At 65.6% G+C, this 13,453-nt stretch carries 11 protein-coding genes; 4 read left to right on the top strand and 7 right to left on the bottom strand.

Going from position 1 to position 13,453, the window contains the following annotated elements:
- Positions 1-233: 233 nt before the first annotated feature.
- From sufD to NJQ98_RS03500, 4 genes are all read right to left on the bottom strand, one after another.
- Positions 234-1,445 carry a Fe-S cluster assembly protein SufD gene (gene sufD / locus NJQ98_RS03515; protein ID WP_262175735.1) on the bottom strand — a complete coding sequence of 404 codons (1,212 nt, stop codon included), beginning with the start codon at positions 1,443-1,445 and terminating at the stop codon, positions 234-236.
- A 2-nt stretch (positions 1,446-1,447) separates the two neighbouring features.
- Complete coding sequence (sufB, locus tag NJQ98_RS03510; RefSeq protein ID WP_262175731.1) at positions 1,448-2,878, bottom strand: Fe-S cluster assembly protein SufB; 1,431 nt, start codon at positions 2,876-2,878, stop codon at positions 1,448-1,450.
- Between the two features lie 35 nt (positions 2,879-2,913).
- Entirely contained in the window at positions 2,914-3,840 is a 927-nt protein-coding gene (locus NJQ98_RS03505) for an ABC transporter ATP-binding protein (RefSeq protein WP_262175728.1), read from the bottom strand.
- Between the two features lie 123 nt (positions 3,841-3,963).
- Complete coding sequence (locus NJQ98_RS03500; RefSeq protein WP_262175724.1) at positions 3,964-6,768, bottom strand: DNA-directed DNA polymerase; 2,805 nt, start codon at positions 6,766-6,768, stop codon at positions 3,964-3,966.
- Positions 6,769-6,891: 123 nt separating this feature from the next.
- Here NJQ98_RS03500 and NJQ98_RS03495 point away from each other — a divergent pair, with 123 nt between their 5' ends.
- The 4 genes from NJQ98_RS03495 (at position 6,892) to NJQ98_RS03480 (ending at position 8,755) form a co-directional block, all read left to right on the top strand.
- Entirely contained in the window at positions 6,892-7,083 is a 192-nt protein-coding gene (locus tag NJQ98_RS03495) for a DUF7331 family protein (RefSeq protein WP_262175722.1), read from the top strand.
- Between the two features lie 32 nt (positions 7,084-7,115).
- A complete protein-coding gene (locus NJQ98_RS03490) occupies positions 7,116-7,481 on the top strand; it encodes a DUF7322 domain-containing protein (RefSeq protein WP_262175720.1) in 366 nt (121 codons plus the stop codon).
- A 24-nt stretch (positions 7,482-7,505) separates the two neighbouring features.
- A complete protein-coding gene (locus NJQ98_RS03485) occupies positions 7,506-7,928 on the top strand; it encodes a DUF7346 family protein (protein WP_262175718.1) in 423 nt (140 codons plus the stop codon).
- 236 nt (positions 7,929-8,164) lie between these two features.
- The gene (locus NJQ98_RS03480; protein WP_262175715.1) at positions 8,165-8,755 is read left to right on the top strand and encodes a DUF8121 family protein; all 591 of its coding nucleotides are present in this window, start codon (positions 8,165-8,167) and stop codon (positions 8,753-8,755) included.
- A gap of 320 nt (positions 8,756-9,075) precedes the next feature.
- Here NJQ98_RS03480 and rad50 read toward each other — a convergent pair whose 3' ends face one another.
- From rad50 to NJQ98_RS03465, 3 genes are all read right to left on the bottom strand, one after another.
- Positions 9,076-11,757: a DNA double-strand break repair ATPase Rad50 gene (gene rad50 / locus NJQ98_RS03475; RefSeq protein WP_262175713.1), complete on the bottom strand. Its 2,682-nt coding sequence runs from the start codon at positions 11,755-11,757 to the stop codon at positions 9,076-9,078.
- 10 nt (positions 11,758-11,767) lie between these two features.
- Positions 11,768-13,048, bottom strand: a complete 1,281-nt coding sequence (gene mre11, locus NJQ98_RS03470) for a DNA double-strand break repair protein Mre11 (protein WP_262175710.1) — start codon at positions 13,046-13,048, stop codon at positions 11,768-11,770.
- 61 nt (positions 13,049-13,109) lie between these two features.
- Positions 13,110-13,436, bottom strand: coding sequence for a DUF7966 family protein (locus tag NJQ98_RS03465; RefSeq protein ID WP_262175708.1), 327 nt, complete (start codon positions 13,434-13,436; stop codon positions 13,110-13,112).
- Positions 13,437-13,453: the final 17 nt, after the last annotated feature.

Below are 13,453 nucleotides of genomic sequence, written 5' to 3'. Positions count from 1 at the left end.
GAGCCGTCCTTCCCGTCACACTCGCGGTTACACCGCTCGAAAATCGAGGTCGCTACGCGGCCTCGTTACGCACGCAGACGCCGCGGGAGCAAAGCTCCCGCGAGCCCGCGCTCACTTCATTCGCGCAGACGCCAGCAGAGCAAGCCCTGGTGAGCCTTCGGTCGTGACTACGTCACTCCCGAAGACGCCGTGAGAGCGGCGCTCTCACGTGCTTGCGTTCATAGCCCGTCGGGCTATTCACGCAGCCGCTCGTAGATGAGCTGGTCGAGGTCCTCGCGGAGCTCGTCGACGGCGACTTCCTCCATGACGGGGACGAAGAAGCCCTCGACGAGCATGTTCTTGGCCTTCTCGGGGTCGACACCGCGGGAGGTCATGTAGAACATCTCCTCGGCGTCGACCTGACCCACCGTCGCGGAGTGGGAGGCCTCGGTGTCGTGGTTGTTGATGATGAGCTTCGGGGAGGCGTCGGCCTCGGAGTCGTCCGAGAGCATCAGCGTGTTCTCGCGCTGGTAGGAGCTGGTGTCCCACGCCTCTCGGCCGACGTCCTGGACGCCCTCGTACACCGAGCGGGCCTCGTCGTCGAGCACGCCCCGGGTGACGAGGTCGGCGACGGTGTGCTCGGCCTCGTGCCACACGCGGGCCGCGATGTCGACGTGCTGGTCGTCGTGGCCGAAGAAGGCCCCGACGATTTTCGACTCCGAGGAGTCCCCCAGCAGTCGGGTCTCGACGCTCGACTTCGTCAGGCGCGAGCCCATGTTGCCCTCTATCCAGTCAACGGTGCCGTAGGTGTCGGCGTGGCCCCGCTTGACCTGGTAGTTGTACGACTCGTCGGAGAGGTTCTGGAGCGTCCCGTACTGGACGTAGGCGTTCTCGCCCGCGACGGCCTCGACGACGCCGGAGTAGTACTGGTCGCCGTCGACGTCCGTCCCGGTCGTCTGGCGCTCCAGGATAGTGACGGATGCCGAGTCCTCGGCGATGACGAGCGTGTAGTTGAACAGCGACCGGCTGTTCATCGTGGTCCGAATCTTCACGTCCTCGGCGTCGACGCCCTCGGGGACGTACACCACTGTGCCGGCCGAGAACAGCGCGGTCGACAGCGCGGTGAGGTAGTCCCGCTGTGGGTCGACGACGGAGCCGAAGTGGTCCTCGATGAGGTCGCCGTGCTCGTCGAGCGCGTCGCTCCAGGAGAGCACGTCGACGCCCTCGGCGTCGATGCGGTCCTTGTCCTGGGCGTACTCCAGGGGGTCGACGAGGGACTCGTAGTCGAGCGCGTCGAGGTTCGTCCACTTGCGGCCCGGCGTCTGGATGACGTCCGGCATCTCCAGCCCGTCGAGGGCCGCGAGGGCCTCCCTCCGGGTCTCCAGCAGCCACTCGGGCTCGCCGAGGTCCTCGGATATCTGTTCGACTGCGTCTTCGCTGAGTGTTGCGTGTACCTGCGTGCTCATGGTTATCCGAGCGACCCCTCCATCTCCAGTTCGATGAGGCGGTTCAGTTCGACGGCGTACTCGATGGGCAGCTCCTCCGTGATCGGCTCGATGAAGCCGGCGACGATCATCTGCTTCGCGTCGTCGTCGTCCAGTCCGCGGGACTGCAGATAGAAGACGTCCTCGTCGCCGATCTTGCCGACGGTGGCCTCGTGGGCAACGTCGACTTTCGACTCCTGAATCTCCATGTACGGCATCGTGTCGGAGGTCGACTCGTTGTCGAACATCAGCGCGTCACACTCGACTGCGGTCGAGGAGTCCTCGGCGCCGTCGGCGATGTGGACGAGCCCGCGGTAGTTCGTGCGGCCGCCGTCCTTGCTGATGGACTTGGATTCGATGGTGGACTTCGTGTCGGGCGCGTTGTGGTAGACCTTCGCGCCGGTGTCGATGTCCTGCCCCTCGCCGGCCATGGCGATGGTGATGTGGTTGTCCGTCGCGCCCGGCCCCTTGAGGACCGTCGACGGGTACAGCATCGTGGCCTTCGAGCCCATCGAGCCCGAGACCCACTCCATCGTCCCCTCTGCCTCGCAGATGGCGCGCTTGGTGTTGAGGTTGTAGGTGTTCTTCGACCAGTTCTGTACCGTCGAGTACTGAACGTGGGCGTTCTCGCCGACGAACACTTCCACGCCGCCGCTGTGGAGGTTGAACGCGGAGTACTTCGGGGCGGAACAGCCCTCGATGTAGTGGACTTCGGAGTTGTCCTCGGCGATGATGAGCGTGTGCTCGAACTGGCCCATCCCCTCGCTGTTCATGCGGAAGTACGCCTGCACGGGCATGTTGACCGTGGTGTCCTCCGGGATGTAGACGAAGGAGCCACCGGACCAGACGGCCCCGTGGAGGGCGGCGAACTTGTTGTCGCTCGGGGGGACACACTTCGTCATGAAGTGCTCTTTGACGAGCTCTTCGTGCTCCTGGACGGCCTTGTCCATGTCACAGAAGATGACGCCTTTCTCCTCCCACTGCTCCTGCATGTTCTGGTAGACAATCTCCGACTCGTACTGGGCGCCCACGCCCGAGAGGGCGTTCTTCTCGGCTTCCGGGATGCCCAGTTTGTCGAAGGTGTCCTGAATCTCGTCGGGGAGGTCTTCCCAGTTCTCCGCGCCGCCGCGTGTCTCGATGTCGGGGCGGATGTAGGGGACGATGTCGGCGATGTCGACCTCCGAGAGGTCCGGCGCTGCGGGCCAGCCCGTCGGCATCGGCATCTCCTGGAACTGTTCCAACGCGCGCAGGCGGCGCTGGAGCATCCATTCGGGTTCGTCCTTGTCTTCCGAGATGACTCGCACTGTCTCCTCGGTGAGGCCTTTTTCGGTCTCGAAGGCGGAGTTCTCCTCCTTCTTGAACTCGAAGCGGGCTTCGGTGTCGGTCTCTTGTAGGTGGTCTTGGTCTGAACTCATGATATGTATGGGTTAGTGGCGCGGACGTATGGGTGTTATGCGGCCTCGTAGGCTTCCTCGCGGACCCAGTCGTACCCCTCGTCTTCGAGCTTCTCTGCGAGTTCCGGACCGCCGCTCTGGGCGATCTGGCCGTCGAGCATCACGTGGACGTGGTCGGGTTCGACGTAGTCGAGGATTCGCTGGTAGTGGGTAATCTGGAGGATACCGGCGCCCTGCTCGTCGCGCAGCGCGTTGATGCCCTCGGAGACGTCCTGCAGTCGGTCGATGTCCAGCCCGGAGTCGATCTCGTCGAGCACGGCGATAGAAGGCTCGAGGATGGCGGCCTGGAGGACCTCGTTTTGCTTCTTCTCGCCGCCGGAGAAACCGGCGTTGAGATAGCGGGAGGCGAACTTCTCGTCCATGTCCAGTTGCTCCATCTTCTCCTGGAGTATCTCCTGGAACTCGGCGACGCCGACTTCGCCCTCTTCGACATCACCCTCCATCGGGGAGGTGTCGTAGCCGGCGGCGTCCTCGTTGGTGTCCTCGCTCTCGGCCTCTTCTTCCTCGTCGTCCTCGAACAGCTCCTCGCGCTCCTCGAGCTTGGCGTTGAGCGCCGTCCGGAGGAAGTTGACCATGGTCACGCCCTCGATTTCGGCGGGGTACTGGAACCCGAGGAACACGCCCAGGGCGGCGCGCTCGTTGGGTTCAAGGTCGAGCAGGTTCCACGTGCGGAGGTCCTCGGGAATCTCGAAGTCCTCGCCGAACTCGTCGTCCTCGAGGTGGATGAGGACCTCGCCACCGGTGACCTCGTAGGCCGGGTGGCCGGCGATGACCTTCGCCGTCGTGGACTTGCCGGAGCCGTTGGGACCCATCAGCGCGTGAATCTCGCCGGACTCGACTTCGAGGTCCACACCGCGAAGGATTGTCTCACCGCCCTCTTCTGCGACTTCCGCCTGTAGATTGTTGATTTCGAGTACTGCCATAGTAGTCTTAGGTCAACCGAAAGAAGGTCCGTTTCACCCATCAAGCTTTCGCATTGGGACGAACTCGATTTTGGTATACGGAAACAATATTTCTCAGGCGGAAAACCCGGCGACGCCGCGGCGTCACATGAAGCTGCCGAGCCCGGTCTGTTCCTGGCCCGATTTGACCTCGTCCCAGGAGATGTCCAGCGCCTCCAGAATCCGTGCGATAGGCCCCTTGAGCGTCTTGTCGAGCATCTTGTCCCAGTCGACCTCGAACTCCTCGGGAATCTGGTCGGCGTACTCGAAGCAGATGACGTCGGGGTCCCGGCGGAACTCGCCGTACAGCGGGTCGGTGGAGGCGTCCAGGCCGTGTTCGGCCTCGACCCGGTCCCAGAAGTCCGCGTGGACGCGGTCGAGATAGAGCCGCTTCGGTTTCGACCCGCTCTGGAAGTTGGTGCCAAGCAGGAGGTTCGCGTACTTCGCGCCCCGCACCTGCGCGGTGTCGGTGTCGTAGTTGTCCAGCTTCTTGCCGATACCGCCGGGAATGCCCACGTCGTCGTAGTCGACGTTGCCCGCCTGGTAGTCCTCGATGACCTCGCCGACGTACGTCTTGATGGAGTCCGCGTCCTCCCCGTGGACGATGCGGTCGATGACCTCCTTCTGGACGCGTTTGGTGATGGGCGCGATGTCCGAGCGCTGGTACTCGAAGCCGGTGATGTCGATGTCGTCGACGTGTTTGCCCTCCTTCCAGACGATGTGGCCGGCGTATCGCTTCTTCTTGCCCGCCTGGAAGAACCGCCGGTAGAGCTTCTCGAACTCGATTTCGAAGCGGTGGTCGGTCGCGTTCAGCCGCTCGCTGGCGAACTCGTCGTAGGAGGCGTTGATGGTGTCCTCCAGTTCGAACCCCTTCTGGATGGTCGCCGCGACGAGTTCGAGCTCGTCCGCGCCCATCTCGGGGTGTTTCTCGCGCATCTCGTCGGTGACCTCGATATCGCCCGCCAGGTCCTCGGCCCCGATGTCGCCCAGCTGGAGCATGACGGAGTCGGTGTCGCCGTACACGACGCTGTATCCCTCGTCTTCGACTACTTCGTCGGTGTAGTCGATGACCTCCCGGCCCGTGGCGGTGACGGCCGCGCCCATCTCCTTGTCGTAGAGGCGAAAGCGGTCCCACCCGAGCACGCCGTACAGCGAGTTCATGATGACCTTCACCGCCGCCTGCTGGCGGTCGAAACGCTCGTACTCCGGGTCCGCCGGGTCGTGGCTGTTGCGCAGTTCCTTCTTCTCCTCGCGCTCGGTCAGGAGTTCGTCGACCATCGCCCGGATGACGCCGTCGGGCTCCTTCCGGAAGTGGGTCCCGTTGGGCGCGCGGTAGGTCTCGCCGTCGTAGCGCTCGGGGTCGACCTTCGTCTCCGGGGAGGCGTTGGTCGTCACCATGCACATCGGGTACAGCGACTTCAGGTCCAGCACGGTGACGTTCTCTCGGACCCCGGTGATGGGGTCGAAGACGGCCCCGCCCTCGTAGTCCTCGCTCTCCTGTTGGCCCTTCGAGGGGAGGGCGTACTCGCCGTAGAGCTTGTGCAGGACGTACATGTCGACGGCGTCGCCGGGCGTGGTGGCGTCCTCCAGTTTACACCCGACGAACGTGCGGACCTCGTCCCAGAAGTCGATGATGTCCTGCTCGCGGTCCAGTTCGACACAGAGTTCGACGTCCCGGAGGTTGTACTCCAGCAGGCGCTCGGGCTCTTGCTCCCAGAGGTCGCCGATGTCGCCGGTGTAGCGCTCCTTGCCGACGCCCAGTTCCTGCTCGCCGACGGCGTCCAGCCGGTAGGACTCCAGTTCGGTGAACTGCGTGCGCTTGTAGGCGTACAGCAGGTCGAAGACGACGCGGCCCTTGATGTCGGGGCCCTGCCAGTCGCTGCGCCACACCTCGTCCACACGGGAGAGGCGGTCGATGTCCAGGTCGTAGTCGTGGTCGTAGCTCTGGAGTTCCTCGACGCGGTCCAGGAAATAGGGCGCGTCGAAGTCGTCGAAGTTCCACCCGGTCAGCACGTCGGGGTCGGTGTCCTCGATGTAGGAGATGAAGGCGTCGAGCATCGCCGCCTCCTCCTCGAAGATGCGCACGTCGGCCTCGAAGTCGGCGTCCTCCCGGATGGGGTCGTAGGCGGCCAGCGCCTCCGGCCCCTCGATGCCGTCGGGGGACTCGTAGAGCCAGACGACGTACTCGTCGGTGTAGGAGTCGTGAGAGGTGAGACAGACGATAGTCTGTTCGCCGTCCTCCGGGAAGCCGTGGCGGTCGTCGACCTCGATGTCGAAGGTGTTGACCCGCGGGTCGGCACTGGCCTCGACCGGGGTTATCTCCTCGTGGTGGACTTTCAGGCTGCCGTCGTCGAGTTCGCGGGCCGGCACCCGTACCCCGGACGTGATGTCCTTGTCGATGAGCAGGCGGTTGGGAAAGAGGATGTCCGCCTCGTAGTGGTCGAAATCATCGCGCATCTGCCCGACGTCGCGGGGCGTCCGGCCGAATATCTTGGTCAGGCGCTCGCCCCGAATCGATTCGTAGGGCTCGCCCTCGGCGTCGACGTCCTCCCAGCCGGTGATGCTGTCGTACTGGCGGAGGCGGTCCTCGGAGACGCTACCGGTCGGCGCGTAGAAGTAGGGCCTGAACTCGTACACCCGCGCGTGGACGGGGTCGTTGTCCTCGGTCCGGCCGAAGACGTGGACGACGGGGAACTCCTCGTCGCCCCGGCCCTCGACGGTGTAGTCGATCTGCGTGACCACGAACTCGACCGTCTCCTCGACCGGCGGGAACTGGCGCTCGTCGATGTCGACGACACTCGCGTCCCCGTCGTCGTTGCCCGCGATGGCCGCGGCCTCCGCCGTCGGCCGGCCGTCGTCGCCCTCGTCCCGACCGAAGTCGCCGAGGGCGCTCTGACTCTCCTCACTCATTGTCCGCCCTTCGAGAGCGTACATAAAAACGTCGGCGGTCGGCGCTCTCCGAGCGGCGCTGGTAAATGTTTGTCACGGGCGGAAAGTATATGGTAAAGACTGGCATACCCACAGGTGACCCATATGTCGCACGGTGCATCTCCCGACGGCGAGTCGGACAGGGCGAACGAGCTCCGGTCGGACCCCGCGCTCCCCGACGCAGTGCAGACCACCGAGACCTACGAGACAGAGGAGGGAACGGTGTTCTACGACGCCCAGAATCCGCTCGCCTGGATGCAGACCGATACCACGGTGGCGCTCGACGACAGGGCCTGAGACTTATACCTGTCCCGCTCGGAGTCCGATGCGTGCTCGACGGACCAGACGAGCGGGACGACGGCGGTGTGCTCTCGGAGAAGAGCCCCCACGAGCCGGACGAGTTCGATCCGTCGAGCCTCGGCCCCGACGTTCCGGAGTCGCCCGCCGGCTCGGGCAACAGCGAGGTGACCTCGCTGTTCTGGAAGCTCGTCGTCGTGTTCAACGTCGCCCTCCTGGCGCTTGCCCTGGGGCCGATGTTCGCCTACTTCCGGGGGAACGTCGACTTCGGGCTCCAGTTGACGGCCGCCGGCGCCATCCTCTTTGCCTACGGCTACTTCCGGTACAGGCAGTTCGTGCGCGAACGGGACGACGACGAATCGGCCGCCGAAGGCGACGAACCCGACCACAACGGCTAACCGCGCCCGCCGGTAACGGCGGGTATGCGCACCGTTCGCGACGAATCGGGGACCCGCTACGTACTTCTCAAACAGTCGAGCGAGTCGAGCCTGGTCCGTGACCCCGAGACCGGTGCGGAGAAACACGTCGCCAACGACGACCTGGCGCCGGTCGACGGCGAGTCGCCGCTCGGAACCGCCGCGAGCGCCGTTCCAGAGGCCGTTCGGACGGTCCTCACGGCCGCCCACGACGACCGGGCGCTGGGCCTGCTGGTCGAACTCGACCGGCGGGGCCCGCTGTCGGTACACGACCTCCTCGACAGCTACGACCTCTGTGAGAGCGACCTCCACGGCCTGCTGGGGGAGTTCCGTGCCGCCGGGCTCGTCGACGAAGCGGACGTGTTCGGCCAGCGCGGCTACGACACCACGGCGGCGGCCGGCGACGCCGTCGAGTTTCTCACGGACTAAGCCGAGGTCGTCGTAGAAACGTTCGCGTTCCCCTGCTCGGCGGGTGAATCGAGCAGTACAGCTGAGTGATGTACCACGAGAGACGGAGAAGTGTCGAACAGCCGTTAAGACTCCCGCACAAGAGATAGGCGCCCGTTCAGTGCACAATCAGTCGTTCACTCCTCAAAAAGAAGGGGCAGGTCCGAGACAGAGATAGTTTCAAAACATTATTAATACTATCAGAGGAGCCAGTACGTATGCGTCGGCGCGCCCTCCTTGCGTCCGCCCTGACCGCTGCCACCACCGTCACTGCGGGCTGTAGTATCGTTGAACCGCGAACCGAACACGGGGACCCGGCTGTAAATACCAGCGACAACCCTCGAGACGACGAAAAGTATCTCGAATTCCAGCACGACAGCAACGAACTCGCCGTCGTGGGTGTCGACCCCAAGCTTGCCCCCTTACCGGAACATTTCCACACGTGGATTTCACACGCTGAGGGCACCGAACTGAAATCGCTCACACAGCGGTTCGTGGCACTGGACGGTGACGGCACTCCGCCACAGCTTTCGCTCCAAGGCCCGTTCATGGGAGACGAGAAACCCCACCCGTCCGTGTCACTACTCCGGGACGGGAGAGCCGCAGTCGTCGAAGTCCACCGATTCGGTGAGCTCGCCGACGAGACGGTATTTATCGATTTTCCGGTCGTTCAATGGCCGGAGTCGGCCCGACGGCTCGTCGTCGAAAGCACCGTCGAGCTCGTTCAGCCGGGGCTGCCCGACCGAACACACATCCTCGAGGGACAGCTCGAATTCGAGTTGGATACCGAGAGCGAAGGGAGCCAATGAACCGCTGAAACGCCCGGTTCGTCGGAATCGTATTTTCAGACCGAAGTGTTGGTCAGGTACCGCCCTCACTTGCGACGTGGAAACTGCCGAGTGAAATCGCACCCACCGAACGCAATCGTTGCTGACGGACGGCGGTTTATTGAATGCGGATGATACGGGTAGCCAAGCGGTGACAGGCCCGCGCCCTGTATCTCGCAGAGTGCTCCGAACAGCATCGGAAACTGGGGGTGAGCTCGGCGGTCAATTCGCAGATACCTAGACCAGTTTATTCGCCCTGATAGCGCGAAAACGATTCGTTAAGGGTTCCACGAGGGCCCGAATCAATCCGCGAGTTCGGCGACCGTCTCCTCGATGCGCTCGACCCGCGAGACGTGCGAGCGGTTCGAGGTCGCCGACTTCTCAACCCGGACGAGGTCGTCGGCCGCGCCGACGAGCTCCTCGTCGTGGCTGACGACGAGAATCTGGGCGACGCCCACCTCGTCGCGCATGTAGGCGATGAGGTCGAGCAGCTGCGTGACGTGGCCCGAATCGAGGAACACCGTCGGCTCGTCGAGGATGAGCGGCGGCATCGGGGCCGCCCCCTCGATGCCCTCCGCCAGCAGCCGGTAGATGGCACAGCGGAGGCTGAGATTGAACAGTGCGCGTTCACCGCCCGAGAGCTGGTCGGGCTCCAACGGGTCGCCGTCCTTCTGGTACACCGTCAGCTGGTACTCCCCGTCGAGTTCGATGTGGGAGTAGGAGTCGTTCTGGTACACCAGCGAGAACGTCTCGTTCAACATCCGTTCGAGCGTCTCGACGTTGCGCTGGCGGAGCTCGGCGCGCAGGCTCCCGTACATCTCCTGGAGCTGTTCGCTCTCCTCGTACAGCGCGTCGAGTTTCGAGACGGTCTCGGCGAGCTGGTCGCGCTGTGTCCGCAGCTCCTCTAAGGTCTCTATTTCGGTCCTCACCCCGCCGATGGCCGACTGCGTCTCGTCGCGCTCGGCGCGGAGTTCGTCGAGCTTCGCGTCGGCCTGCTCGATGTAATCGGCGGCCCGTGATTTGTCGTCGCGTGCCGCCTCGATGCGGTCCTCGTCGACCTGCTCGGCGAGGTCCCCCTTTCGGTCGCGTTTCTCCGCCAGCCGCTCGCGGCGCTGGTCGTTCATCTCGGCCTGCTGGGCCCGCTTCTCGCGTAGCTGCTCGATGTCGCTGTCGCGGTCGTCGATAGCGTCGAGCAGCTCCGCGACCCGTTCGAGCCGCTGGATGGACTGCTTGACCCGCTGGTGCTCCTGGTTGCACTCGCCGATGGTCGAGCGGGCCTGGGCCGCCAGCTCCTCGGCCTCGCTCGCGGCTTCGCGTTTCGTCTCGGCCTCCGCGTCGAGCGCATCGGCGTCCTCCCGCAGCGTCTCGATTCGGGCCTCGTCGGCCGCCAGACCGGACTCCTTCTCCTCGATGAGCTGGACGACGTTCGCGCGGTTCGATTCCAGCGAGTCGAGCCGGTCGGCGGCCTCGGCCAGCGACTCGGCCCGCTCCAGGTCGCTCTCCAGGCTCTCGACTCGCTCGCGGGCCGCGTCCAGGTCGCTCTCCAGCTCTGTGACGTGTTCGCGGTCGTCCTCGATGGATTCGACGTGGGGCGACTCGGCCACGTCCTGGCCGCACTCGGGACATTTGCCCGCTTCCAGCAGCGCCTCCGCCTCTGAAAGCGACTCGCGCTCGCTTGCCAGTTTGGTCTCCAGTTCCGTCACCCGCTGGCGGGCCGTATCGAGGTCCTCGGCGACCGAGTCGCGGTGGTCCGGAGCGGCCTCACGGTCGGTATCGGCGCCCGCGAACCGCGCTTCGAGCGCCTCGACCTGCTCGTCTATCTCGGCGAGCTTCTCGCGGCGCTCGGCGACCGTCTCCCTGGCGGTTTCCAGCTCCGATTCGAGTTCGGCCGCTTCCTCCCGCTTCGCTTCCGCGCGGGCGTCGAGGTCCTCGGCCTCCGACCGGAGCGAGTCGGCCTCGCTGCTGTGTTTCTGTGCCTCGACCTTCTGGCTCTCGATGCGCGAGCGGAGCTCCTCAGAGCGGTCCTCCAGGTCGCCGAGGCGGGCGTCGACCCGGCCCGGGTCGGCGTCGTCGAGGTCGGTCTCGGCGACGGTCTCTTCCAGTTCCGTCGCCAGTTCTTCCCGGTCGCTCTTCAGCGCCGAGATGCGTTCTTTCAGCTCCTCGCGCTCCCGTTCTGTCTCCGTAATCTGGTCCGCCAGCGTCTCGATATCGTCGGTCAGCTCCGCGAGCTGCTCGCGGCGCTCCTCGTACTCCTCGAGTGTCGACTGGGCCCGCTCCAGCGTCTCGGCGGCGGTCTCGCGCTGGTCCTCGATGCGCTCGATTTCGGCAGTCGTCTCGGAGAGCGTCGTCTCCAGCGCGTTCAGCCGCTCGTGGAGGTCTTTCTCCTCTTTCGCCGTAATCTGGTCGTCGAGCTGGTCGAGGCGGCTTCGCTTGTCCTCGCGCACGCGCTTGACCCCCACGCGGGCGTCGCTCGCTCGCTCGCGGTACTCCTCTAGCTTGCCCAGTTGCAGGAGGTCGTCCAGCATGTCCTGGCGCTCGCTGGCCGAGGCGTTGATGAGCTTGTTCACCTCGCCCTGTCGGACGTACGCGCAGTTGAGGAACGCCTCGCTGTCCATCCGCAGCAGCTCGGTGACCCGGCGTCGGACCGCCCGCGCCCCCTCGAAGGTGCCCTCCGGCGTCTCGAGGACGCACTTGGCGGTCGTCGCGCGCTCCCCGGTGTTTCGCACCCGCCTCGTCAGGTGGTACTCCCCGCCCGCGTGGGCGAACCACAGCTCGACCGTACAGTCGTCGGCGCCGATGGTGACCACGTCTTCCAGGGTCCCGTCGATGGCCGTCGAGCCGTAGAGTGCGAAGAAACAGGCTTCGAGCAGCGAGGACTTCCCGCTGCCGTTGAGCCCGTGGATGACGGTGACGCCCGGGTCGAGGGGGAGGTCGGCGTCGTCGTAACACTTGAACGACTCCATCGAGATTCGCTGGAACCGCATCAGAGACACCTCACAGGAACTCCTCCAGGGACTGGTCCTCGCCGTCGGCCCCGGCGCCCTCGGCGGTCGAATCGGTGTCTGACGATGCGTCGCTGGTGTCGCCGCCGTCGGTCTCGGCGGTGGACCCTTCGGCCGCGGTCGTTTCGTCGTCCATCGCAGCGTCGCCGTCGTCCGACCCGGGACCGTCCAGCGCGTCGGGGTCGTCCTCGACCAGCGCTCTGACCCGGTCTTCAACCGTCTCGGCGACGTTCGCGTCGGCGACTTTCGAGGCCCGCACCGTCTCGTCGATGTCGCGGGCGGCCCCGCTCAGCCCGAGTTCCCGAACCCGCTCAGCGACGGCGTCGTCGGGGTCGGCGAAACTCACGCTCGTCTCCCGCTCGTCGGCCGCGAGCTCCCGGTGGTCGGTGACCCGAGCGACGAGCGCTCCCCGGTCGAGGGCGAACTCCTCGATGCTGGCCGGGGTGACGGGCTCGCCGTCGCCGTCGATACCGACGATGACGACGGCGTCGTCCAGGTCGTACTGACCGACCTGACTGCGGACGCGGTCGAGGCCCTCCTCGGGGCCCAGCTCCACGTCGACGAAGACGAACTCGCGGGTGTCGAGGCCCCGGCGCGTGATCTGTACGTCGTCGTCGAAGGTGACGATGTTGTAGCCGCGGTCCTCGCGCTCGCTGGCGCTTGCCCGTTCGGTGGACCCGCAGTAGGTGACCCACGCGTCTTCGACCGCCTGCTTGCCGGGCTTGTGGTTGTCCCCCAGCAGCAGGGCGTCGAAGTCGACGGAGGACTCGCCCAGCACCTCGCTCGCCTCCCAGTCGCCGTAATCGAAGGGCTGGAAGAGGCCGTGGGTCACGAGCGCCGCGTGGTCGGCCTCGTGGGGGGCGAAGTCGTAGTCCAGGTCGTCGCGCTTCGACCGGGGAACGAAGTCGAGCCCGTAGAAGGCCGTATCGCCCACGACGGTCGGCTCGTCGCCAAGGCGGGTCGCCAGCCCAAGCGAGGCGTAGAGGTCGAGCCACTGGGCGTCGCGTTTGGCCTCGTGGTTGCCCACGACGGCCAGAAACGGTATGTCCGCCGCAGCGAGCTCTTCCAGGACATCGAGCGTTCCCATGATGTCCGACAGCGTCGGCCGACGGTCGTGAAACAGGTCCCCGGCGTGAACCACCGCGGCCACGTCGTCGTCGATGGCGTCCCGGACGACGGCCCGAAACGCCGCGAGGAAGTCCTGCCGGCGCTCGGGCACGTGGTACTGCTGGTACCCGATGTGGGTATCGCCGGTGTGTATCACCCGTGTCATCTGTGCGGGCGTATGCCAGCCGCTCCTAAAGCCGTGTCGCCACCGCGGTGAAAGTGGCGAGTCACTCCGCTACCGGTCCCGCGGCCGCGACCCGAAAGCGCTCGAAGGCCGCGAGCGCCTCGCGGCCGTCGTCGGCCAGCCCGCTGACCCCGCGTTCGGCCCGTTCGACTGCCCGTTCCAGCCGCTCCAGCCCCACTGATTCGACGAACGCGGCGGCCGCGTCGACGTCCTCGGTGGCTGCCGTCGCCCGCTCGATGACCGACCGGTAGTCGGCCGGTGCTCGGTGTTCGTCGTCCGTTTCGGCGTCTCCAACTGCTGGGGCCGCGCTGCGCGTCTCACCGTCGGCCAGCGCTGCCAGCGCCGCCTTCGCCCGTTCGCTTCCGGTCACAGAGGCGATGGGCCCGG

Origin of the sequence: Haloarcula laminariae, from assembly GCF_025457605.1 — an archaeon.
GTDB classification, from domain to species: Archaea; Halobacteriota; Halobacteria; order Halobacteriales; family Haloarculaceae; genus Haloarcula; species Haloarcula laminariae.
The sequence above is the reverse complement of the archived record's forward strand: the minus strand, read 5'-3'. Positions and strand labels throughout refer to the sequence as shown.

Coding starts and splice junctions, on each gene's coding strand:
- sufD (WP_262175735.1), bottom strand. CDS start 1,445: ATGAGCACGCAGGTACACGCAACACTCAGCGAAGACGCAGTCGAACAG.
- sufB (WP_262175731.1), bottom strand. CDS start 2,878: ATGAGTTCAGACCAAGACCACCTACAAGAGACCGACACCGAAGCCCGC.
- NJQ98_RS03505 (WP_262175728.1), bottom strand. CDS start 3,840: ATGGCAGTACTCGAAATCAACAATCTACAGGCGGAAGTCGCAGAAGAG.
- NJQ98_RS03500 (WP_262175724.1), bottom strand. CDS start 6,768: ATGAGTGAGGAGAGTCAGAGCGCCCTCGGCGACTTCGGTCGGGACGAG.
- NJQ98_RS03495 (WP_262175722.1), top strand. CDS start 6,892: ATGTCGCACGGTGCATCTCCCGACGGCGAGTCGGACAGGGCGAACGAG.
- NJQ98_RS03485 (WP_262175718.1), top strand. CDS start 7,506: ATGCGCACCGTTCGCGACGAATCGGGGACCCGCTACGTACTTCTCAAA.
- NJQ98_RS03480 (WP_262175715.1), top strand. CDS start 8,165: ATGCGTCGGCGCGCCCTCCTTGCGTCCGCCCTGACCGCTGCCACCACC.
- rad50 (WP_262175713.1), bottom strand. CDS start 11,757: ATGCGGTTCCAGCGAATCTCGATGGAGTCGTTCAAGTGTTACGACGAC.
- mre11 (WP_262175710.1), bottom strand. CDS start 13,048: ATGACACGGGTGATACACACCGGCGATACCCACATCGGGTACCAGCAG.